The organism is Microbacterium sp. CGR2 (assembly GCF_003626735.1).
GTDB lineage: Bacteria > Actinomycetota > Actinomycetes > Actinomycetales > Microbacteriaceae > Microbacterium.
On the sequence record NZ_RBHX01000002.1, the window covers coordinates 250,211 to 271,419 of the forward strand.

Sequence of the window (21,209 nt, forward strand, 5' to 3'; positions counted from 1 at the left end):
AGCAGCCACCAGGGGCCTTGTCTCTGTCAGCGAATATCTGCCTGACCAGTGGTTTCTAGAAGTCCCAGTCGTCGTCTTCCGTGGCCTCGGCCTTGCCGATGACGTAGGAGGAGCCCGACCCCGAGAAGAAGTCGTGGTTCTCGTCGGCGTTCGGCGACAGAGCCGACAGGATGGCCGGGTTCACGTTCGTGACCGACGACGGGAACATCGCTTCGTAGCCGAGGTTCATCAGCGCCTTGTTGGCGTTGTAGTGCAGGAACTTCTTGACGTCTTCGGTCAGACCGACACCGTCGTAGAGGTCCTGCGTGTACTGCACCTCGTTGTCGTACAGCTCGTACAGCAGCGAGAAGGTGTAGTCCTTCAGCTCATCCCGACGGGCCTGGTCGACCGTCTCGAGGCCCTTCTGGAACTTGTAGCCGATGTAGTACCCGTGCACGGCCTCGTCACGGATGATGAGGCGGATGAGGTCGGCGGTGTTGGTGAGCTTCGCCCGGCTCGACCAGTGCATCGGCAGGTAGAACCCCGAGTAGAACAGGAAGCTCTCGAGCAGGGTTGACGCGATCTTGCGCTTGAGAGGGTCATCGCCCCGGTAGTAGTCCGTGACGATCTGCGCCTTCTTCTGCAGGTTCGGGTTCTCGACCGACCAGCGGAACGCCTCGTCGATCTCCTTGGTCGACGCGAGCGTCGAGAAGATCGAGGAGTAGCTCTTGGCGTGCACCGACTCCATGAACGCGATGTTCGTGTAGACGGCCTCTTCGTGCGGGGTGATCGCATCCGGGATCAGCGACACCGCGCCGACAGTGGCCTGCACGGTGTCGAGCAGCGTGAGCCCGGTGAAGACGCGCATCGTGAGCAGCTGCTCGTCGGCGGTCAGCGTGTTCCACGACTGGATGTCGTTGGACAGCGGGATCTTCTCGGGCAGCCAGAAGTTGTTGACGAGGCGGTTCCACACCTCGACGTCTTTATCGTCCTGGATGCGGTTCCAGTTGATCGCCTGAACGTGATCGACCAGCTTGAGCGATGAGGGAGTCATGATTTTCCTAGAAGGATCGGTCGTTGAGCGAGCGGAGCGAGCCGAAACGGGTCAGAGCATGCACGAGACGCACTCGGCCATGTCGGTGCCCTCGAGCGCCATCTGACGCAGACGGATGTAGTAGATCGTCTTGATGCCCTTGCGCCATGCGTAGATCTGCGCCTTGTTGATGTCGCGCGTGGTGGCGGTGTCCTTGAAGAACAGCGTCAGCGACAGGCCCTGGTCGACGTGCTGCGTCGCCGCGGCGTACGTGTCGATGACCTTCTCGTAGCCGATCTCGTACGCGTCCTGGTAGTACTCCAGGTTGTCGTTCGTCATGAACGCGGCCGGGTAGTAGACGCGACCGAGCTTGCCTTCCTTGCGGATCTCGATCTTCGACGCGATCGGGTGGATCGACGACGTGGAGTTGTTGATGTAGGAGATCGAGCCGGTCGGGGGCACCGCCTGCAGGTTCTGGTTGTAGATGCCGTGCTGCTGGATGGAGGCCTTCAGAGCCGCCCAGTCCTCCTGCGTCGGGATGTGCTTGCCGGCGAAGAGCTCCTTGACCTTCTCGGTCTCGGGAACCCAGGCGCGCTCGATGTACTTGTCGAAGAACGTGCCGCTGGCGTAGGTCGAGTCCTCGAAGCCGTCGAACGTCGTCCCCCGCTCGATGGCGAGGTTGTTCGAGGCGCGCAGCGCGTGGAACAGCACCGTGTAGAAGTAGATGTTCGTGAAGTCGATGCCCTCTTCCGACCCGTAGTACACGTGCTCGCGAGCGAGGTAACCGTGCAGGTTCATCTGGCCGAGGCCGATCGCGTGGGAGCGGTCGTTGCCGTCTTCGATCGAGCGCACGGAGCGGATGTGGCTCTGGTCGCTGACGGCGGTGAGAGCGCGGATGGCCGTCTCGACCGTCTGGCCGAGGTCGTCGGCATCCATCGACAGTGCGATGTTCATCGAACCCAGGTTGCAGGAGATGTCCTTGCCGATGTTGTCGTACGACAGGTCGTCGTTGTACGTCGTCGGGGTGTTGACCTGCAGGATCTCGCTGCAGAGGTTGGACATGTTGATGCGGCCCTTGATCGGGTTGGCCTTGTTCACCGTGTCTTCGAACATGACGTACGGGTAGCCCGACTCGAACTGGATCTCTGCGACCGTCTGGAAGAACTCGCGCGCGTTGATCTTGGTCTTCTTGATGCGCGGGTTGTCGACCATCTCGCGGTACTTCTCGGTGACGGAGATGTCGCCGAACGGCACGCCGTAGACCTTCTCGACGTCGTACGGCGAGAACAGGTACATGTCTTCGTCGTTCTTCGCGAGCTCGAAGGTGATGTCGGGAACGACGACGCCGAGCGACAGCGTCTTGATGCGGATCTTCTCGTCGGCGTTCTCACGCTTCGTGTCGAGGAACCGCATGATGTCGGGGTGGTGTGCGTTGAGGTACACCGCGCCCGCACCCTGACGGGCACCCAGCTGGTTGGCGTAGCTGAAGCTGTCTTCCAGGAGCTTCATCACGGGGATGATGCCCGAGGACTGGTTCTCGATCTGCTTGATCGGCGCACCCGACTCACGGATGTTCGACAGCAGCAGGGCCACGCCGCCGCCGCGCTTGGAGAGCTGCAGCGCGGAGTTGATGCCGCGGGCGATCGACTCCATGTTGTCTTCGATGCGCAGCAGGAAGCAGCTGACGAGCTCGCCGCGCTGCGCCTTGCCGGCGTTCAGGAACGTCGGGGTGGCGGGCTGGAAGCGGCCGGAGATGATCTCCTCGACGAGGTTGACGGCGAGCTTCTCGTCACCGTCGGCCAGGCCCAGAGCCGTCATCACGACGCGGTCTTCGAAGCGCTCGAGGTAACGCTTTCCGTCGAACGTCTTCAGCGTGTAGCTCGTGTAGTACTTGAACGCGCCGAGGAACGTCTCGAAGCGGAACTTCTTGCCGTACGCCAGGTCGTTGAGCTTCTGGATGAAGTCCATCGAATACTTCTCGATGACGGCGCCCTCGTAGTACTCCTTCTCCACGAGGTAGTCCAGACGCTCCTTGAGCGAGTGGAAGAACACCGTGTTCTGGTTGACGTGCTGCAGGAAGTACTCCCGCGCGGCGCGCTTGTCGGCGTCGAACTGGATCTTGCCGTTCGCGTCGTACAGGTTCAGCATCGCGTTGAGGGCGTGATAGTCGAGCCCCTCGTACGCGGGGTTGACCTTGAAAGCCACCTTCTCGGTCACTGCGTGCTCTTCAACTGTGCTGCCCACTGTCGTTCCAATCCGTCGCTCACGCGATCAACATCGTCTTGTGTGCCGAAGATTTCGAGCCGATACAAGTGAGGCACGTGGCACTTGCGGCTGATGATGTCACCGGCGAGACAGAAGGAGTCGCCGAAGTTCGTGTTCCCCGCGGAGATCACTCCACGGATGTGACGCCGATTTCGCTCGTCGTTGAGGAATCGGATCACCTGCTTGGGCACGGCCCCGCGTTCGACGCCGCGCCCCTCGCCCCCGCCATAGGTGGGAGTGACCAGCACGAAGGGCTCGTCGATGACGAGAGGCTCTTCCTGCGGGTGGAGCGGGATACGTCGAGCGGGGAGCCCGAGCTTTTCCACGAAGCGTGCCGTGTTTCCGGACACGCTCGAGAAGTAGACGAGGAGCGGCGCTGCGGTCGCCACGGCGGCGCTCATCGGGGATCAGGCCAGACGGGAGGCGAGCTCGGCGATCTTGTCGGGACGGAAGCCCGACCAGTGGTCTTCGTCGGTGACGACGACCGGCGCCTGCATGTAGCCCAGCGCCTTGACCTGCTCCAGCGCTGCCGCGTCTTCCGACAGGTCGTGGATCTCGTATTCGATGCCCTTGGCATCCAGCGCACGGTAGGTCGCGTTGCACTGAACGCAGGAAGGCTTGGTGTACACCGTGATCGACATGTCATCCCCTCAAATCTAGGTTTCGCCGGCTGTACCGCCGCCGGGAGTTCAATACTACATATGGGTGCCGACATTGGGGGCGACCACAAGGGGTAGTAGTTACATCCGTGTAGTTTTCCACTGCTCTCCACTGATACAACACAGGTTGTCCACCGTTTCTTCCACAGGTCGACACCCTGTTGGACCCCGCCCGAACCCCGAGAAATCGCGGCTCGGACCGACTCCGGAGAGATCCATCCACAGGGGGCACGCTACGCGGGGCATCCGACATTCGTTTGCCTGTGGAAACAGCACTTCGGCGTGTCGTCGGCGTGTCGAGTCGGGCTCGCCTCGGCCGCTCGCCGTCGTGCCGGGTACCGTTGTCTGGTGGCGGGATATCGGGATCTTCTTCGCACGCCCGGAGTGGCGCGCATGATCGCGGCACAGTTGACCGCACGCTTCCCCAACGGCATGACGTCGCTCGCGATTCTGCTCCACGTCGAGCAGCAGACCGGCTCGTATGGCGCCGCCGGACTCGTGCTCGCGGCGACCAGTGTCGGGCAGGCGGTCGCAGGACCGATCACGAGCCGCTGGATGGGCGTGTGGGGAATGCGCCGGGTGCTGACGCTGACGCTCGGCGTCTGCGTGCTGGCGGTGCTCGGGCTCGCACTGCTCCCCCTGAACGTCCCCGGGTACATGATTCTCGGCATGGTGGCCGGCCTGTCCACCCCGCCGATCCAGGCAGCCGTCCGCACCATCTATCCGAAGCTGGTCAACTCGACACAGCTCACTCCCCTGTTCTCCCTCGATGCCTCCCTGCAGGAGATCATCTGGATCCTCGCCCCGGTCCTGATCACACTGGTGTCGACGCAGATCGGCACGGTCGAAGGACTGCTGCTCGTCGCGATCATCCTCATCGCCGGCGGCGCCTGGTTCATCCTCTCCCCAGAGGTGGGGCGCGTCCGCATTCCCCGGAGCCGCAACGCGCTGGGCAAGGTCGTCCTCAAGCCGCCGGTGATGCTGGCGACCGTCATCGGATTCCTGCTGATCGGTGCGTGCGCGGCCGTCGAGGTCGGTGTCGTCGCGACGTTCGAGCACGGCAGCCTGACCGCCGGCATGGTGCTCGCGGTCTTCGCCGTGGGAAGTCTCGTCGGCGGCCTCGCCTCCGGACACATCCCGATCGGCCCCTGGGCGATGGCTCGTCGCCTCCTCATCGTCACGATCGGCCTGGGCCTGACGATGGTCATGCTCAACGTCTTCTGGCTCGGCGGCACCCTCATCCTCGCGGGAATCGGCGTCGCACCCGCTCTCGCCGTCCTGTTCGCGATCACCTCCGCCAGCGTCAAGTTCAGTGAGACCGCCGAGGCGTTCGGCTGGGCCGGCACCGGGCAGCTCATCGGTGCCGCAGCCGGTTCGGCGGTGGCGGGCTTCCTGGTGGATGCCGGTGACTGGAGGGGCGCCTACTTCGCTGCGACCCTGTTCGCCGTGGTCGGTCTGATCGTCGCCGTCGTCTTCGTCCGCTCCTTCCCCGACCTGCGTCACCGCGACGCGAGTCCCCATCCCGATACCGAACCCGTGGCGGTCACCCCTTCATGAGCATCCCCCGCACCTCCGTCTCTCCCCCGCCCGCGGTCGTCTGCGTCGGCGAATCCATGGCGCTGATCACCCCGACCGGTTCCCGCCTCGATGCTGCCGACTCCGCGACCATCGGGCACGCGGGCGCCGAAGCCAACGTCGCCGTCGGGCTGGCGTCCGCCGGCCATCGAGCCGTCTGGGCGTCGCGTCTCGGTGACGACCCGCTCGGCGTGCGCATCGCCGCCGAGCTCGAACGCCGGCACGTCGAGTTGTGGATCGAGCGCGACCCGGATGCGCCCACCGGGGTCATGTTCAAGGACCCTGGCGTCGAATCCTCCGACGTCTACTACTACCGTCGCGGATCGGCGGCCTCGCTGATGACCGCAGGATTCGTCCCGGCGACGGCGCTCGACGGCGTGCGGATCGTGCACACCACCGGGATCACTCCGGCGCTCTCGGCCTCCTGTCGAGCGATGGTCGATCAGCTCTACGCCGATGCCCGAACCGCCGGCGCTCTCGTATCGTTCGACGTCAACGACCGCCGCGCGCTGTGGTCGCTGGAAGACGCGGCCTCGACGCTGCAGCGCCTTGCGGATGCCGCGGACATCGCCTTCGTCGGCCGTGACGAGGCCGAGCGCATCTGGGGAACGGCCACGCCGGACGAGATCCGCGCACACGTGCCGAACTGCGCACTCCTCGTGGTCAAGGACGGCGACATCGGGGCCACCGCCTATGCCGGCGACAGCGAGCCCGTGTTCGTCGCCGCGCCCCGAGTGGACGTCGTCGAACCCGTCGGCGCGGGCGACGCCTTCGCATCCGGGTTCCTCGCGGCGACACTCGACGGACAGGCGCTCGCCGACCGTCTCGCCGCCGGGCACTCCGCCGCCGCACGCGTCCTCACCACGCACGGAGACATGCCTCCGATCGCCTGACCGGCCGGGCTCCGTCCTAGGCTGGGGGCATGCCTGCACCGCTCACCCTCCCCCGCATCGCCTGGGGTGACCCGTCGGCCGCTCGTCACGCCCTGCTCGTCCACGGGCTCGGCTCCTCTGCCGCTCTGATGTGGCGCCTCGGCGACGCGCTCGCGGGGGCAGGCTGGCACGCCACCGCGGTCGACCTGCGCGGCCACGGCGACGCCCCCCGCGCGCTCGACTACTCGGTCCGCGCGTTCGGTGCCGACCTCGCCGCGACGAAACCCGAGCACGGCGGGTCGTGGGATGCCGTCGTCGGCCACTCGTTGGGCGGAGCGGCCAGCACGGTCGCGGCAGCATCCGCCCCGGATTGGACGCGGAAGCTCATCCTCATCGACCCGGCGATCCACGTCAGCGGGAGGGATGCCGCGATCGTCCGCCGCAGTCAGGAGCGCGCGTTCGCGGACACCCGCATCGAAGTCGTGCAGGAACAGCATCCGGAGTGGCACCCGCAGGACCAGGAGTTGAAGGTGGATGCCGTGCTCCGCGCGAGCGCCTGGGCGGTCGAGCAGACCAGCGTCCAGAACCAGCCATGGGACGTCCGCGCCGAAGCCACCACCCTGACCACGCCCACTCACGTGATCGCCGCAGACCCCGCGGTCTACAGCATCTTCACCGGCGACCTGGCCGTGGAGGTCTTGGACGCCAACCCGCGGATCACGATGTCAGTCGTCGAGGGCGCCGGCCACTCGCTGCATCGCGATCGCCCCGAGGAATCGATCCGACAGCTCTTGGAGGCACTGGCATGAGCGGCTTCGACCCCACGATCTTCCTGCCCGACGATCTGCTCGAGCGCATCCGCGAGCGCGCCCCGATCCACGATCGGGAGAACACCTTCCCGCAGCAGGACCTCGACGAGCTGCGCGCCGCCGGATACCTGTCGATCCTCGTCCCGGCCGAGCGCGGCGGCGGCGGGCTTTCACTCGCGGAGACGGCGACCCTGCAGCAGCGCCTTGCCGGGGCAGCGCCCGCCACGGCCCTCGCGATCAACATGCACCTCGTCTGGACGGGAGTCGCGAAGGTCTTCTCCGACCGGGGCGTCTCCGGACTCGAGTTCGTGCAGGACGGTGCCGTCGCGGGCGAGGTCTTCGCCTTCGGCATCAGCGAAGGCGGCAACGACCTGGTGCTGTTCGGCAGCGACACCGCGGCGGAGCCCGATGGCGAGGGCGGGTACGCCTTCACCGGTACGAAGATCTTCACCTCGCTCGCTCCGGTGTGGACGCGCCTCGGACTCCACGGACTCGACACCACCAGCGAGGATGCACCCAAGCTGGTCTTCGCCTTCGTCGACCGGACGGATGCCGTGGCGACAAGCGACGACTGGGACACTCTCGGCATGCGCGCGACGCAGAGCAGGACGACCCGTCTGACCGGTGCGGTGGCGGATGCCGCCCACGTGGTACGCCGCATCGACCCGGGCCCGACACCGGACCCGATCGTGTTCGGCATCTTCTCTGTCTTCGAGATCCTGCTGGCGTCGGTCTACACGGGCATCGCGCACCGTGCGCTCGAGCTCGCCGTCGAGACAGCCGATAAGCGGCGTTCGAAGAAGACCGGGGCCGCCTACAGCCAGGATCCCGACATCCGGTGGCGGATCGCCGACATGGCCCTCGCCTACGATGCGCTGCCCCCGCAGATCGCCGCACTCGCGCGCGACGTCGACGATCGTGTCGACCACGGCGCCCGCTGGTTCCGGCTGCTCTCCGGTGTCAAGCACCGCGCGATCACGATGGCGAAGCAGGTCGTCGACGAGGCGATGCTCGTCGCCGGAGGCGGCTCGTACTTCTCCGGCAACGAACTCTCGCGCCTCTACCGGGATGTCTTGGCAGGGGCCTTCCATCCATCGGACCCGGAGTCCGCGCACGCGACCGCGGCGAGCGCGCTTCTCGGCCCCGTAGAGGCCTGACGACCGCGGAATCGGTTGCCGAGCGAGAGCCTGAGTGCGAAGATCGCACCATGGTTCCGGCTCCCAAGCATCCGACTCTCGACGCGGTCTCCAAGACGATCATCGAGCTGTTGCAGGAGGACGGCCGTCGCTCGTACTCGGACATCGGTCGCATCGTGGGCCTGAGCGAAGCCGCTGTGCGCCAGCGCGTGCAGAAGCTGACCGAATCCGGCGTCATGCAGATCGTCGCGGTGACCGATCCGATGCAGCTGGGCTTTCATCGCCAGGCGATGATCGGCATCCGCGTGACCGGCGATGCGAGAGGCGTGGCCGAAGCCATCGCCGCCATCGAGGCGATCGACTACGTGGTGATCACGGTGGGCGCGTTCGACGTGCTCGCCGAGGTCGTCTGCGAAGACGATGAGCAGCTGCTGGCGCTGATCAACGATGTCATCCGTCCCATCGAGGGCGTCCTCTCCACGGAGACGTTCATCTACGCCAAACTGCAGAAGCAGCTCTACAACTGGGGAACGCGCTGAGCACTGCCCTCACGCGCGCGGAGGGCGAGGTGCAACGCGGCGAGCACTTCCCCGTCATCGAGATCGACATCGAGCAGGTCGCCGATGAGGGCGAGCCGTTGGTAGAACACCGAGCGGGAGAGGTGGCTGGCGACGGCGGCCGCCGACCGATTACCCGGGTGCGCGACCAGTGCGGTCAGGACATCGAGCAGATCACCCCCGCGTTCGCGATCATGGCGGATCAGGGGCGCCAGCATCCGCTCGCTGTGCTCGTGCAGGCGATGGTCGTCGCGTAGCGCGGTGATCAGACGTCCGAGTGGGCGGTCGTCGACCCGGCGCACGCGTGGACCCGCGTCTCCGGGTTGGGAGGCGGCGAGGTCGCGCGCAGCGCGCAGAGAGGCGAGGAGCTCCAGGATGCCGTCGGCCTCCGGTCCGAGGAAGATCAGCCCGTCCGGCCCGACGATGTTCGCGACGGTCTGATCCGTGAGGGCGGCGGTCGCGGGAAGCGAAAGCAGCACGACCTCCACGCCGTCGATCTGCGCGGCGACGACGGCACAGTCGATCCCCTGCGCTCGCGCGTTCGCCGCGGCGACGGGGCCCGACCCTCGCACGACCATCCCGTGGCAGCGGCGACCGTCCACCGGGAATCCGCCGGCAGCGAGTCGTGCGGTGATATCGCGGGTGCTCGCGAATCGCACACCCAGCAGGTCCTCGATGATGGTGCGGTGTGCAAGCAGACGCCACTCGGCATCCCCGCCCTCGGCGAGGCATCCGAGCGCCAGCGCGACGGCGGCCTGCTCGAGCACCGTGCGCCGGCCCGCCGGGTGCGCGGGACCCTCGAATGCCACCAGAGTGCCCCAGCTCACGCCCCTCGCCTGCACGGGAACGCGCTCCACACCGCTGTCGGGCGATTCGGTCCAGCGCGCGAGCGTGTCCGCCACCCGCATCCGCATCCCCTCCGCGGCGATGACCTCGCGCGCGAGGTTCTCCAGGACGACCGGAGCGTCGAGCATGCGCGCGGTCTCAGCGACCACGATGTCGGCGGGCGCGCCGCGCAGGCTCAATCCGGTGAACAGCTCATGGAGGTGCTGACGTTCCCGCAGGGCGTCGGTCTGCGCGGCGATCAGAGCGCGATGCACCGCCTCGGTCACGGCGACGAACTTGACCTCGTCCTGCAGTGCGATGAGCGCGATTCCGACGTCGTTGCACGCCTCGATGAAGGCCTCCGGGATCCGCAGGTGTGCGCTGCCCAGTTCGAGGATCACCCCGGCGACACCGACGGCATGCAGGCCACGCGCGAACACTCGCTGGTCTTCCGGAGCGGCCGGCCACGCGGAGCCGGTGCTCAGGAGCAGTTCGCCGCCGTCGAGCAGTCGCGCGACATCGGCGCTGTCGGACACGTGCGCCCACCGCACTCCGGCGTTCAGCGCCGCGCCGCCGACGACGACGAGCGGGCGCCCCGCCCTGACCTGCGGCATCCGCAACACGTCTGCCACCGTCAGCAGCTCGTCTCCCGACACTGCCGGACGGTCTGTCCGACCGGCGACGAACTCCTGACGTTCTGACACTCTCACCTCGTGGTCTTCTCTGTGAGCATTGACGCAGCCCAGCGTATCGAACCCGGTCAGAGTGTTCGGAGATGCGGATCGAACATCCAGAGGAGCACCCGTGCACATCGTCCCCCACATCATCAACGGCATCGAGACCGCAGAGTCCGCCCGTACCGGCCGCGTGTTCGACCCCGCCACCGGCGCGGTCTCGAAGCAGGTCGCGCTCGCATCGGCTGCCGACGTCGACGCCGCCGTCGCGTCCGCCGCGGCCGCGCTGCCCGCGTGGCGTGAGACGAGCCTGATCAAGCGCGCAGACGTGTTCTTCCGTCTGCGCCAACTCCTGAAGGACCGCACGCCCGAGCTCGCGGCGATCGTGACGTCCGAGCACGGCAAGGTGCTGTCGGATGCTGCCGGCGAGGTGTCCCGCGGCATCGAGAACGTCGAGTTCGCCGCCGGTCTCGTGCACCTGCTCAAGGGCGAGCGCAGCGAGCAGGTCTCGCGAGGGGTCGACGTGCACTCCGTGAAGCAGCCGGTGGGCGTGGTCGCCGCGATCACTCCCTTCAACTTCCCGGTGATGGTGCCGCTGTGGATGATCGCCTCCGCCATCGCGTGCGGCAACACCGTGGTCCTCAAGCCCAGCGAGAAGGACCCGTCGGCGGCCGTGTGGATCGCCCGGCTCTTCCGCGAGGCCGGCCTGCCGGACGGCGTCCTCAACGTGGTCAACGGCGACAAGGAGGCGGTCGACGCGCTGCTCGACTCCCCCCGCGTGAACGCCGTCAGCTTCGTCGGCTCCACCCCGATCGCCCGGTCGATCTACCAGCGGGCCTCCGCGAACGGCAAGCGCGTGCAGGCGCTCGGCGGGGCGAAGAACCACATGGTCGTCATGCCGGATGCCGACATCGACGCCGCCGCGGACGCCGCCGTCTCCGCCGCCTACGGGTCGGCGGGCGAGCGCTGCATGGCCGTGTCGGTTCTGGTCGCTGTCGGCGACATCGCCGATGACCTCGTGGCGTCGATCGCCGCACGCATCGAGAACCTGACGATCGGTCCCGGCACGGATGCCGCGAGCGAGATGGGCCCCCTCATCACCGGCGAGCACCGTGACCGTGTCGCCGCCTACGTCAGCGGCGCCGCGTCCGAGGGCGCCACGGTCGTCGTCGACGGCACCGTGAAGCAGTTCGACTCGGCCGGCTTCTTCCTCGGCGTCAGCCTCATCGATCGGGTCTCCCCCGGGATGGCCGTGTACGACGACGAGATCTTCGGCCCGGTGCTCTCGGTCGTGCGCGTGGAGACCTACGCCGAAGCCGTGGAGCTGGTGAACGCGAACGCGTACGGCAACGGCACGGCGATCTTCACCCGGGACGGCGGCACCGCGCGCCAGTACGAGTTCGACGTCGAGGCCGGGATGGTCGGGGTCAACGTCCCCATCCCGGTTCCCGTCGGTGCCTACTCCTTCGGCGGCTGGAAGGACTCTCTCTTCGGCGACTCCCACATCTACGGCCCCGAATCCGTGCACTTCTACACCCGCTCGAAGGTGGTCACCACCCGCTGGCCCGACCACACGCCGTCCCAGGTCGACCTGGGCTTCCCGAGCAACCACTGAACGGAGCGACTGCGATGACGAGCTACACCGACCGCCATGGCGTCTCACACGCCCTGCCCGCCGCGGATGCCGAGGCTCAGGTGCGCGCCGACGACCGTGCCCACGTCTTCCACTCCTGGAGCGCGCAGGGGCTGATCGACCCGCTCCCCGTGGCGGCCGGCGACGGATCCACCTTCTGGGACTATTCCGGCAACGCCTACCTCGACTTCTCGAGCCAGCTGGTCAACCTGAACCTCGGGCATCAGCATCCGGATCTCGTCTCGGCCATCCAGCGCCAGGCCGGACGCCTGTCCACCATCCAGCCCTCCATCGCGAACGACGTGCGCGGCGAGCTCGCCCGCCTCATCGCCGAGGTCGCGCCGGAGGGCCTCGAGAAGGTCTTCTTCACCAACGGCGGTGCCGAGGCGAACGAGTACGCGGTGCGCATGGCGCGGCAGTCGACGGGGCGCCGCAAGGTGCTGTCGATGTACCGCAGCTACCACGGGTCCACCGCTGCGGCGATCGCGCTCACCGGCGACCCGCGGCGCTGGGCGAACGACACCGTCGATTCGGGCGCGGTGCGCTTCTTCGGTCCGTACCTGTACCGCTCCCCCTTCCACGCGGAGACGCCGGAGCAGGAGTCGGCCCGTGCGCTTGCACACCTCGAGCAGACGATCGAGCTCGAGGGTCCGCAGACTATCGCGGCGGTCATCATCGAGACCGTCGTCGGCACGAACGGCGTGCTGATCCCGCCGCCGGGATATCTGCAGGGCGTGCGGGAACTCTGCGACCGCCACGGCATCGTCTACATCGCCGACGAGGTCATGGTCGGGTTCGGACGCCTGGGCGAATGGTTCGGCATCGATGCGTTCGGCGCGAAGCCCGACCTGATCACCTTCGCGAAAGGCGTGAACTCCGGCTACGTGCCCCTCGGCGGCGTCGTGATCTCCGACCGCATCGCCGCGGCATTCGACTCGATGCCGTTCGCGGGCGGCCTGACCTATTCGGGCCATCCGCTGGCGTGCGCCGCGGGCGTGGCCACCTTCGAGGCGTTCCGCCGCGACGGCATCCTCGAGCGCGTGCGCGATCTCGGCGAGCGCATCGTCGAGCCGACCCTCCGCGCCTGGGCAGAGCGGCATCCGCACGTCGGCGAGGTGCGGGGCCGCGGCCTGTTCTGGGCCGTCGAACTCGTGCGAGACAAGGAGACGCGCGAGCCCCTGGTCCCGTTCAATGCGTCAGGAGCGGATGCCGCCCCCATGGCCGCGTTCGCAGCTCGGGCCAAGAAGAACGGTGTCTGGCCGTTCACGCACTTCCACCGCGTGCATGTCGCCCCGCCTCTGGTGATCAGCGAGGAAGACCTCGTGCGCGGCCTCGCCGGCATCGACCAGGCGCTCGGCGGGATCGAGGGCTGATCTACCTCCGGTCGAAGTCGAACGCCTTCAGCAGTTCGACGACGGCGCGTTCGCGCTCCAGGCCACCGGACTCGAACATGTCCGTGACATGGGTCTGCAGATGGTTCTCGAGCAGCAGGCGGTTCAGGGATTCCAGCGAGCGCTGAATCGCACGGGACTGCGTGAGGATGTCCATGCAGTACTCCTCGTTCTCGATCATCCGCGCGACACCGCGCATCTGCCCCTCGAGGATGCTGGTGCGATGCAGTGCACGCTTCTTGATGTCTTCGATCACGTCTCGAGGCTACTCTCCGCGTGAAAGGATGGCGTCATGCCGCGAACATCGATGACGCAGCTCTCGCCCGCCGACCAGGATCGGCTGCGCGCGCTCCGACGCATGAAGGCCGTCGCCCTCGGCGCTCTGGTGTTCATGGCGGTCGCTTTCGTGATCGCGTTCGCCTTCCAGGAGCGGATGGGATGGCTCGGCTACGTGCGCGCTGCGGCCGAGGGCGGCATGGTCGGAGCCCTCGCGGACTGGTTCGCCGTGACCGCTCTCTTCCGGCGTCCGCTCGGCCTCCCCATCCCGCACACCGCGATCATCCCCAACCGCAAGGACGAGATCGGCCGCACGCTCGGCGAGTTCGTGGAGACGAACTTCCTTGCCGCCGACGTCGTCCGCACCAAGCTGGCGAGTACGGCGATCGCGCTGCGTGCCGGTGAATGGCTGCGCGAGCGGCCGCATGCCGAGCGCGTGGGCGCGGAGGGCGCCACGATCGCGACCGCCGTGCTGAACGCCCTCAGCGACGACGACGTGCGCGATCTCATCTCCGATCTCGCACGCGAGCATCTCGTGGAGCCCGAGTGGGGTCCCCCTGCCGGTACGTGGCTGGCGAAGATCGTGGAGGCCGATGCGCATCAGGGAGCCGTCGACCTCGCCGTCGACAGCATCGGCAGGTGGCTCGACGCGAACGCCGAGTCCTTCTCCGGGCTCGTCTCCCGGCGCCTCCCCTCGTGGCTCCCGAAGGTGGCCCATCGGCTGGTCGACGAGACGATCTACAACGAGGCCGTGCGCTTCATCGGCGCGGTGAAGGCCGATCCCAGGCATCCGGCTCGTCTCGCTGTCGACGGCTACCTCGCCCGCCTCGCCGACAACCTGCAGAACGATCCAGCGACCCGGGAGAAGCTGGAGAACGCGAAAGCGTCACTGTTCGACAGCCCGCGCGTCGGCGCGTTGGCCGCCGAGGCCTGGAACACGGCGAAGAACGGATTGCTCGCCTCCCTCGCCGACCCCGAGAGCGGGTTGCGGCGCCGCGCTGTGCAGGCCCTGCAGGAAGTCGGCGAGAGACTGACGACGGATGCTGCGCTGCAACACCGCGTCGACACCTGGGTGTCGGATGCCGCCGTCTTCCTCGTCGACCGGTACCGTCACGACATCGCATCGGTGATCACCGACACCGTCGAGCGCTGGGATCCGGCCGAGACGACCGAGAAGATCGAGCTCATGGTCGGGCGGGATCTGCAGTACATCCGTCTGAACGGCACATTCGTGGGTGCTCTCGCCGGCCTCGCGATCTTCACCATCGCGCATGCGCTGATCCCGGGGGTCTGACATGGCACTCTCTCACGATCCCCTCTGGCCCCGCGCGGGCGGCTGGCCCGCGTTCGAGAGCACTGCGGATGCCGTCGTGCTCGGCGTTCCGACCTGGCGCACCTCGCTGTCGCCGACCGGCGCCCACGCGACACCGGCTGCCGTGCGCGAGGCACTGGCGCGTTACGGGACCGCCCTGATGGGGCCGCCGGTCAGCGACCTGACCTCAGTGCTGCAGATCGCCGACGCGGGCGATGTCGACGAGCCGGACGGCGATGCCGGGGAAGCCGCGGTGATCGCCCGCGTCCGCGACCTGACGCACAGGACCGACCTCGTCATCGCGCTCGGTGGCGACAACTCCCTCACCTATCCGGTGGCCCTCGGCGCCGAGGCGACGGGACTCATCACGTTCGACGCCCACTTCGACCTCAGGGACGGCATCTCCAACGGAACGCCGGTGCGACGACTCGTCGAGGACGTCCCCGCGGCCTCAGAGCTCGACACGGCGCGGATCGACCCCACCTGCATCGTGCAGATCGGCATCGCCGACTTCGCGAACTCGGCAGCGTACGCGCAACGGGCTGCGGACTGGGGAATCCGGGTCATCACCCTCGACGAGCTCCGCCGCCGGGGTGTCGACGACGTCGTGGCGGAGGCCCTCGAGATCGCCGGCGCCGGGCCGTCTCCGCGCGTGCATCTCGACATCGACGTCGACGTCTGCGACCGTTCCGTGGTGCCCGGATGCCCGGCCAGTGTTCCCGGGGGCCTCGCGGCGTGGGAGCTGCGCGCACTCGCGCGTGCCGTCGCATCCGACCCGCGTGTGGTCACCGCGGACCTCGCCGAGGTCGACGCGACGGCTGACACCGAAGACGGACGAACCGTCCGCCTGGCCGCCCTGTGCGTCCTGGAACTGCTGACCGGCCTCAGCCGGCGAGGGAACCGCCCCTAGGCTCCGCCGCCACCACGCCGTTCTTCCATACGGTCTGCACGAGCGGAACACCGGGGCGATAGGCGAGGTGGATCCGGCTCGGTGAGGCCAGCTGCACCAGGTCGGCGCGCGCTCCCGACGCGATGATGCCGACGTCGTCGCGTCGAAGCGCCCTGGCACCGCCGGCCGTCGCCGCCCATACGGCCTCGGCGGGCGTCATCCCCATGTCCCGCACGGCGATGGCGATGCAGAACGGCATCGACGACGTGAAGCTCGACCCGGGGTTCGTATCGCACGCGAGCGCGACCGTCACCCCGGCGTCGATGAGGCGACGCGCGTTCGGGTACGGCTGGCGGGTGGAGAACTCCACACCGGGCAGCAGCGTGAGTACGGTCGTCGACGCGGCGAGCGCAGCGACGTCCTCGTCGCTCAGGTACGTGCCGTGGTCGACGGATGCCGCGCCGAGCTCGACCGCCAGACGCACGCCCTCGCCCGGGCCCAGCTGACTGGCGTGCACCCGGGGTGACAGACCTCGCCGGATACCGGCTTCGAGCACCCGGCGCGACTGCGCGACCGTGAACGCTCCGGTCTCGCAGAAGACATCGATCCACTTCGCGTGCGGAGCGCAGGCATCGAGCATCGGTCCCACCACGAGGTCGACGTAGTCATCGGGCCGGTCGGTGTATTCGGCAGGCACGACATGCGCCCCGAGGAAGGTCACCTCCGGTGTGACTTCAGCGGCCAGCCGGACCAGCCGCTCCTCATCGACCACGTTCAGGCCGTACCCGCTCTTGATCTCGACGGTCGTCGTTCCCTGATCGGTCATCTCACGGAGGAATCCGCGCACGCGTACGCGAAGCTCGTCGTCGCCGGCGGCGCGCGTCGCCGCGACGGTGGAGCGGATGCCGCCGGCGGCATACGGCTGTCCGGCCATGCGCGCCTCGAACTCTTCGGCGCGGTCGCCGGCGAAGACGAGGTGACTATGGCTGTCGACGAACCCGGGGATCAGGGCGCGCCCACCGATATCGACGACGTGGTCGGCCGGCGAGTTCGAGCCGGCGACGTCCGCTGCGGCTCCCACCCACGTGATGCGGTCGTCCTCGATGAGCACGGCCGCGTCGCGGAGCGTCCCGCAGGGATCGCCCGGGACAGGGACGTTGGTCGTCAGTTCCCCGATGTTCGTCAGGAGGGTGCGCATCAGTGCATCGGAATCTTGAGGCCGCGCTCGCGGGCGACTTCTCTGGCGTGCTCGTAGCCTGCGTCGACGTGACGCATGACCCCGGTTCCCGGATCGTTGATCAGCACTCGTTCGAGCTTCTGCGCCGCGAGTTCGGTGCCGTCGGCGACGATGACCTGTCCGGCGTGGATGGAGCGGCCGATACCGACGCCCCCGCCGTGGTGCAGCGACACCCAGGAAGCGCCGGATGCCGTGTTCAGCAGTGCGTTCAACAGCGGCCAGTCGGCGATGGCGTCGGAGCCATCCTTCATCGCCTCGGTCTCGCGGTACGGAGATGCCACGGAGCCGGAGTCCAGATGGTCGCGCCCGATCACGATCGGTGCGGCCAGTTCTCCGGACGCCACCATCTCGTTGAAGCGGAGCCCGGCGAGGTGGCGTTCCTGGTAGCCGAGCCAGCAGATGCGAGCGGGAAGCCCCTCGAAGTGGACCTTCTCCCCGGCCTTCTCCAGCCAACGGTGCAACGCGGCGTCCTCGGGGAACAGATCGGCGATGGCGCGGTCCGTCTTGTAGATGTCCTCGGGGTCGCCCGAGAGAGCGGCCCAGCGGAACGGTCCCCTCCCCTCTTCGAACTGGGGTCGGATGTACGCCGGCACGAAGCCGGGGAACGCGAACGCCCGCTCGAAGCCGCCCAGCTCAGCCTCGCGCCTGATCGAGTTCCCGTAGTCGAACACCGCCGCGCCGGCATCCTGGAACGCGACCATCGCTGCGACGTGCGCTGCCATGGACGCGCGCGAGCGTTGGGTGAAACCCTCGGGGTCACGCTCGGCTTCCGACTTGCCGTCCCCGAGCGCCATCCCCGCCGGGAGGTACGCGAGCGGGTCGTGGGCGCTGGTCTGGTCGGTGACGATGTCGATCGGCACTCCTCGACGCCGCAGCTCCGGGAAGACGTCCGCGGCGTTGCCGACGATGCCCACCGAGAGCGGCTCGCCGGCGTCCTTCGACGCGACGACACGCGCGACGGCGGCGTCGAGGTCGAGTGTGTATTCGTCGAGGTAGCCGTGCTCCACCCGCCGAGCCAGACGCGATTCGTCGACATCGACGATCAGCACGACGCCCTCGTTGAGAGTGACGGCCAGCGGCTGAGCGCCGCCCATGCCGCCCGCTCCGGCGGTGAGGGTGAGCGTACCGCGCAGCGACTCCCTCCCGAGGGATCGCGCGACGGCCGCGAAGGTCTCGTACGTGCCCTGGAGGATGCCCTGCGTGCCGATGTAGATCCAGGAACCGGCGGTCATCTGGCCGTACATGGTCAGACCCAGCTGCTCGAGGCGGCGGAACTCCGGCCAGTTCGCCCAGTCGCCGACGAGGTTCGAGTTGGCGATCAGCACCCGTGGGGCCCACTCGTGGGTGCGAAAGACACCGACGGGCTTGCCGGACTGCACGAGCAGGGTCTCGTCGGGTTCCAACTCGTCGAGTGTGCGGACGATCGCGTCGTACGCCTCCCAGTTGCGGGCGGCCTTTCCCGTGCCGCCGTACACCACCAGATCCTCAGGGTGTTCCGCGACCTCGGGATCGAGGTTGTTCATGAGCATCCGCTTGGCTGCCTCCGCGCCCCAGCTCTTCGCGGTGCGCTGATTGCCGCGCGCCGCACGAACGGAGCGTCTCTCTGCGACGGGTTCAGACATGCGTGTGCTCCTTTGCGACGCGGGCGACCTCGCCCGACTGGACGAGTGCGGTGACGGCTTCGATCTCCGGTGAGAGGAACCGGTCAGGGCCGGGCCCTGCGGCGACTGTGCGGACCAGGTCCCGCACGGCACCCGTCGCCGGTCCGGCCTGAAGCGGCGCCCGGAGGTCGAGAGCGCGGGCGCCGGTGAGGATCTCGATCGCGAGCACGCGACCGAGTCCGTCGACGGCACGGCGAAGCTTTCGCGCGGCTGCCCAGCCCATCGACACATGGTCCTCCTGCATCGCCGAGGACGGGATGGAATCGACCGATGCCGGGACGGCGAGCCGCTTGAGCTCGGAGACGATCCCCGCGGCCGCGTACTGCGCGATCATGAGTCCGGAGTCCACGCCCACTTCATGCGCGAGGAACGGCGGCAGTCCGTGGCTGCGGGCCGGGTCGAGTGCGCGGTCCGTGCGACGTTCGGAGATCGACGCCACGTCGGCGACGGAGATGGCCAGGAAGTCGAGCACGGCGGCGATCGGCGCACCATGGAAGTTGCCGTTGGACTCGATGCGTCCGTCAAGGGTGATGATCGGATTGTCGATGACGCTGGCGAGTTCGCGTCCGGCGATCATCTCGGCGTGCGACATCGTGTCGCGGGCGGCCCCGTGCACCTGCGGAGAGCACCGCAGCGAGTAGGCATCCTGGACCCGTCCGTCTTCGGGCCCCCGGTGACTCGCCACGATGGGCGAGCCGGAGAGGAAAGCACGGAGGTTCTGGGCGGATTCGGCCTGCCCCGTCTGCGGACGGAGTGCCATGAGGTCGGCCGCGAAGACCGCGTCGGTGCCGAGCTGGGATTCGATCGACATCGCCGCAGCAAGATCTGCGGTGACGAGCAGCGCGTCAAGATCGTGGAGCGCGAGGATCAGCATCCCGAGCATCCCGTCCGTCCCGTTGATCAGCGCGAGGCCTTCCTTCTCGACGAGGGTGAGGGGCTCGATGCCCGCCGCTGCGAGAGCCTCGGATGCCGGGAGCACTGCGCCGTCCCGAAGCAGTCGGACGTCGCCCTCTCCCATTGCTGCGAGTGCGATGTGCGCGAGGGGTGCGAGATCACCGGAACACCCGAGCGAGCCGTACTCGCGGACGATCGGAGTGATCCCGGCATTCAGAACAGCGGCGTAGGTCTCCACGACCACCGGGCGGACGCCGGTGCGGCCCGAGGCCAGGGTCTGCAGCCGCAGCAGCTGCAGCCCGCGGGTGACTTCGGGCTCGACTTCGGCGCCCGTGCCGGCCGCGTGGGAACGGATCAGGCTCGCCTGCAGTTGCAGCCGCCGTTCCGGCGCGATGAAGGTGGTCGCGAGCGCGCCGAACCCCGTCGAGACGCCGTAGTGCGGGTGCGGGTCGGACGCGAGACCGTCGACGACAGCACGAGTGTCGGCGACACGCTGAAGTGCGATGCTGTCGAGGGCGACAGGGGCACCGCCTCGGACGACGGCGACGACATCGGACGCGCCGAGCGGTGCCGCTCCTACGAGAATCGGGGCAAGATCATTCATGTTCCGATTCCACACCCGCAGCCTCGACGGCGACAGCCGATCGTGACATCCTGTGTCTGTGATCCCAGACAATCACGGCGCGCGGGTGGCGGCCGAAACGCAGGTGCCGGCGGCGGCCCAGACATTGCGCATCCTGAGCTATCTCGCCGGACGGCCTGCGCCGGTGGCAGCCTCCGCGATCGCTCGCGCACTCGAGCTCCCGCGATCCACCGTGTACCACCTCCTCAGCACGTCGGCCGCGCACGGATTCGTCCTGCACTTTCGGGAGGAGCGCCGGTGGGGCCTCGGAACCTCAGCGTTCGAACTCGCGGGCGGGTATACGCGGCAGCAGCCCCTCGCCCGATTGGGGAGGCCCGTTGTCACGGCGCTTTCCGACAGCGTGGGCGAGAGCGCACACCTCGCGGTCATGAGCGGAGCGGATGTGCTCTACATCGTCGAGCAGCGCGCTCCGCGGCGGCCGGCACTGGTGACGGATGTCGGTGTCCGTCTTCCCGCACACCTCACCGCGAGCGGACGCGCCATGCTCGCAGCTCTGCCTCGAGAGCAGGTGCGCGCCCTGTACCCCGGGGTTTCCGCATTCCCGGACCGGACGGGCGTGGGGCCGAGAAGTCCGTCGGAGTTGCGCGACCTGCTGCGCGAGGTGCGCACGCGGGGATATGCCACCGAACGCGACGAGATCGCTGAGGGGCTCCAATCGGTGGGTGCGGCTGTGCGGGACTCCGCAGGGTGGCCGGTGGCGGCGATTGCCGTGACCTGGGCCGACGAAGCCCTCGATGAGCGCACCCTCGCCGACGCAGTGCGCGACGCCGCCGCTGTCTTGGAGTCGCGACTCACGCACTGAGCGTTATGGCGCGGGCGACGGGTGGTTAACGCGAAAAGGCCACCCGATCGGGTGGCCTCATCGGCGAACGCAAAATGGCCACCCAGC

Annotated in this window: 19 protein-coding genes; 10 read left to right on the plus strand and 9 right to left on the minus strand. The window is 67.9% G+C overall.

Annotated features, from left to right (window positions below; genetic code table 11):
- Nucleotides 1-55: 55 nt before the first annotated feature.
- Genes nrdF through nrdH form a run of 4 tightly spaced genes read right to left on the minus strand, consistent with a single transcriptional unit; the run spans nucleotide 56 to nucleotide 3,918 of the window.
- Nucleotides 56-1,033, minus strand: coding sequence for a class 1b ribonucleoside-diphosphate reductase subunit beta (gene nrdF, locus D7252_RS19605; RefSeq protein WP_120777268.1), 978 nt, complete (start codon nucleotides 1,031-1,033; stop codon nucleotides 56-58).
- 51 nt (nucleotides 1,034-1,084) lie between these two features.
- Nucleotides 1,085-3,229 carry a class 1b ribonucleoside-diphosphate reductase subunit alpha gene (nrdE, locus tag D7252_RS19610; RefSeq protein ID WP_120777269.1) on the minus strand — a complete coding sequence of 715 codons (2,145 nt, stop codon included), beginning with the start codon at nucleotides 3,227-3,229 and terminating at the stop codon, nucleotides 1,085-1,087.
- On the minus strand, nucleotides 3,226-3,678 hold the full coding sequence (gene nrdI, locus D7252_RS19615) for a class Ib ribonucleoside-diphosphate reductase assembly flavoprotein NrdI (protein WP_120777270.1): 453 nt from the start codon (nucleotides 3,676-3,678) through the stop codon (nucleotides 3,226-3,228). The genes nrdE and nrdI overlap by 4 nt, the downstream gene beginning before the upstream one ends.
- A 6-nt stretch (nucleotides 3,679-3,684) precedes the next feature.
- Entirely contained in the window at nucleotides 3,685-3,918 is a 234-nt protein-coding gene (nrdH, locus tag D7252_RS19620) for a glutaredoxin-like protein NrdH (RefSeq protein ID WP_120777271.1), read from the minus strand.
- A 366-nt stretch (nucleotides 3,919-4,284) separates the two neighbouring features.
- Between nrdH and D7252_RS19625 the strand changes: the two genes are divergently transcribed.
- The 5 genes from D7252_RS19625 to D7252_RS19645 are packed head-to-tail and all read left to right on the plus strand — an operon-like array spanning nucleotide 4,285 to nucleotide 8,867.
- On the plus strand, nucleotides 4,285-5,493 hold the full coding sequence (locus D7252_RS19625) for an MFS transporter (RefSeq protein ID WP_183055420.1): 1,209 nt from the start codon (nucleotides 4,285-4,287) through the stop codon (nucleotides 5,491-5,493).
- Nucleotides 5,490-6,404: a sugar kinase gene (locus D7252_RS19630; protein WP_120777273.1), complete on the plus strand. Its 915-nt coding sequence runs from the start codon at nucleotides 5,490-5,492 to the stop codon at nucleotides 6,402-6,404. Before D7252_RS19625 ends, D7252_RS19630 begins: the two co-directional genes overlap by 4 nt.
- 29 nt (nucleotides 6,405-6,433) lie before the next feature.
- The gene (locus D7252_RS19635; protein WP_120777274.1) at nucleotides 6,434-7,192 is read left to right on the plus strand and encodes an alpha/beta fold hydrolase; all 759 of its coding nucleotides are present in this window, start codon (nucleotides 6,434-6,436) and stop codon (nucleotides 7,190-7,192) included.
- Nucleotides 7,189-8,349, plus strand: coding sequence for an acyl-CoA dehydrogenase family protein (locus tag D7252_RS19640; protein WP_120777275.1), 1,161 nt, complete (start codon nucleotides 7,189-7,191; stop codon nucleotides 8,347-8,349). Before D7252_RS19635 ends, D7252_RS19640 begins: the two co-directional genes overlap by 4 nt.
- A 50-nt stretch (nucleotides 8,350-8,399) precedes the next feature.
- Nucleotides 8,400-8,867: an Lrp/AsnC family transcriptional regulator gene (locus D7252_RS19645; RefSeq protein WP_120777276.1), complete on the plus strand. Its 468-nt coding sequence runs from the start codon at nucleotides 8,400-8,402 to the stop codon at nucleotides 8,865-8,867.
- Here D7252_RS19645 and D7252_RS19650 read toward each other — a convergent pair.
- On the minus strand, nucleotides 8,846-10,414 hold the full coding sequence (locus D7252_RS19650; protein ID WP_259461166.1) for a PucR family transcriptional regulator: 1,569 nt from the start codon (nucleotides 10,412-10,414) through the stop codon (nucleotides 8,846-8,848). The two genes, D7252_RS19645 and D7252_RS19650, sit on opposite strands and share 22 nt — an antisense overlap.
- A gap of 100 nt (nucleotides 10,415-10,514) precedes the next feature.
- Here D7252_RS19650 and D7252_RS19655 point away from each other — a divergent pair, with 100 nt between their 5' ends.
- Nucleotides 10,515-11,999, plus strand: a complete 1,485-nt coding sequence (locus D7252_RS19655) for a CoA-acylating methylmalonate-semialdehyde dehydrogenase (RefSeq protein ID WP_120777277.1) — start codon at nucleotides 10,515-10,517, stop codon at nucleotides 11,997-11,999.
- A 14-nt stretch (nucleotides 12,000-12,013) separates the two neighbouring features.
- Entirely contained in the window at nucleotides 12,014-13,390 is a 1,377-nt protein-coding gene (locus tag D7252_RS19660; RefSeq protein WP_120777278.1) for an aspartate aminotransferase family protein, read from the plus strand.
- A gap of 1 nt (nucleotide 13,391) precedes the next feature.
- Here the strand turns inward: D7252_RS19660 and D7252_RS19665 are convergent, their stop codons facing one another.
- A complete protein-coding gene (locus D7252_RS19665; protein ID WP_120777279.1) occupies nucleotides 13,392-13,664 on the minus strand; it encodes a metal-sensitive transcriptional regulator in 273 nt (90 codons plus the stop codon).
- A 36-nt stretch (nucleotides 13,665-13,700) separates the two neighbouring features.
- Between D7252_RS19665 and D7252_RS19670 the strand changes: the two genes are divergently transcribed.
- Entirely contained in the window at nucleotides 13,701-14,978 is a 1,278-nt protein-coding gene (locus D7252_RS19670) for a DUF445 domain-containing protein (RefSeq protein WP_120777280.1), read from the plus strand.
- A 1-nt stretch (nucleotide 14,979) separates the two neighbouring features.
- A complete protein-coding gene (locus D7252_RS19675; protein WP_120777281.1) occupies nucleotides 14,980-15,906 on the plus strand; it encodes an arginase family protein in 927 nt (308 codons plus the stop codon).
- Here the strand turns inward: D7252_RS19675 and hutI are convergent.
- Genes hutI through hutH form a run of 3 tightly spaced genes read right to left on the minus strand, consistent with a single transcriptional unit; the run spans nucleotide 15,881 to nucleotide 20,281 of the window.
- Entirely contained in the window at nucleotides 15,881-17,083 is a 1,203-nt protein-coding gene (gene hutI, locus D7252_RS19680) for an imidazolonepropionase (RefSeq protein WP_183055421.1), read from the minus strand. The genes D7252_RS19675 and hutI overlap by 26 nt on opposite strands.
- Entirely contained in the window at nucleotides 17,083-18,744 is a 1,662-nt protein-coding gene (hutU, locus tag D7252_RS19685; RefSeq protein ID WP_120777282.1) for a urocanate hydratase, read from the minus strand. The genes hutI and hutU overlap by 1 nt, the downstream gene beginning before the upstream one ends.
- A complete protein-coding gene (gene hutH / locus D7252_RS19690; protein ID WP_120777283.1) occupies nucleotides 18,737-20,281 on the minus strand; it encodes a histidine ammonia-lyase in 1,545 nt (514 codons plus the stop codon). Before hutH ends, hutU begins: the two co-directional genes overlap by 8 nt.
- Nucleotides 20,282-20,333: 52 nt before the next feature.
- On the opposite strand from hutH, the gene D7252_RS19695 reads away from it, so the two are divergent.
- On the plus strand, nucleotides 20,334-21,122 hold the full coding sequence (locus D7252_RS19695; protein WP_374225798.1) for an IclR family transcriptional regulator: 789 nt from the start codon (nucleotides 20,334-20,336) through the stop codon (nucleotides 21,120-21,122).
- Nucleotides 21,123-21,209 lie beyond the last annotated feature (87 nt).

Bases quoted from the DNA above. Each gene is read 5' to 3' on its own strand.
- D7252_RS19675 (WP_120777281.1), top strand. From the start codon at position 14,980: ATGGCACTCTCTCACGATCCCCTCTGGCCCCGCGCGGGCGGCTGGCCC.
- D7252_RS19670 (WP_120777280.1), top strand. From the start codon at position 13,701: ATGCCGCGAACATCGATGACGCAGCTCTCGCCCGCCGACCAGGATCGG.
- nrdI (WP_120777270.1), bottom strand. From the start codon at position 3,678: ATGAGCGCCGCCGTGGCGACCGCAGCGCCGCTCCTCGTCTACTTCTCG.
- D7252_RS19640 (WP_120777275.1), top strand. From the start codon at position 7,189: ATGAGCGGCTTCGACCCCACGATCTTCCTGCCCGACGATCTGCTCGAG.
- D7252_RS19630 (WP_120777273.1), top strand. From the start codon at position 5,490: ATGAGCATCCCCCGCACCTCCGTCTCTCCCCCGCCCGCGGTCGTCTGC.
- nrdF (WP_120777268.1), bottom strand. From the start codon at position 1,033: ATGACTCCCTCATCGCTCAAGCTGGTCGATCACGTTCAGGCGATCAAC.
- D7252_RS19635 (WP_120777274.1), top strand. From the start codon at position 6,434: ATGCCTGCACCGCTCACCCTCCCCCGCATCGCCTGGGGTGACCCGTCG.
- hutI (WP_183055421.1), bottom strand. From the start codon at position 17,083: ATGCGCACCCTCCTGACGAACATCGGGGAACTGACGACCAACGTCCCT.
- D7252_RS19660 (WP_120777278.1), top strand. From the start codon at position 12,014: ATGACGAGCTACACCGACCGCCATGGCGTCTCACACGCCCTGCCCGCC.
- nrdH (WP_120777271.1), bottom strand. From the start codon at position 3,918: ATGTCGATCACGGTGTACACCAAGCCTTCCTGCGTTCAGTGCAACGCG.
- D7252_RS19645 (WP_120777276.1), top strand. From the start codon at position 8,400: ATGGTTCCGGCTCCCAAGCATCCGACTCTCGACGCGGTCTCCAAGACG.
- hutU (WP_120777282.1), bottom strand. From the start codon at position 18,744: ATGTCTGAACCCGTCGCAGAGAGACGCTCCGTTCGTGCGGCGCGCGGC.
- hutH (WP_120777283.1), bottom strand. From the start codon at position 20,281: ATGAATGATCTTGCCCCGATTCTCGTAGGAGCGGCACCGCTCGGCGCG.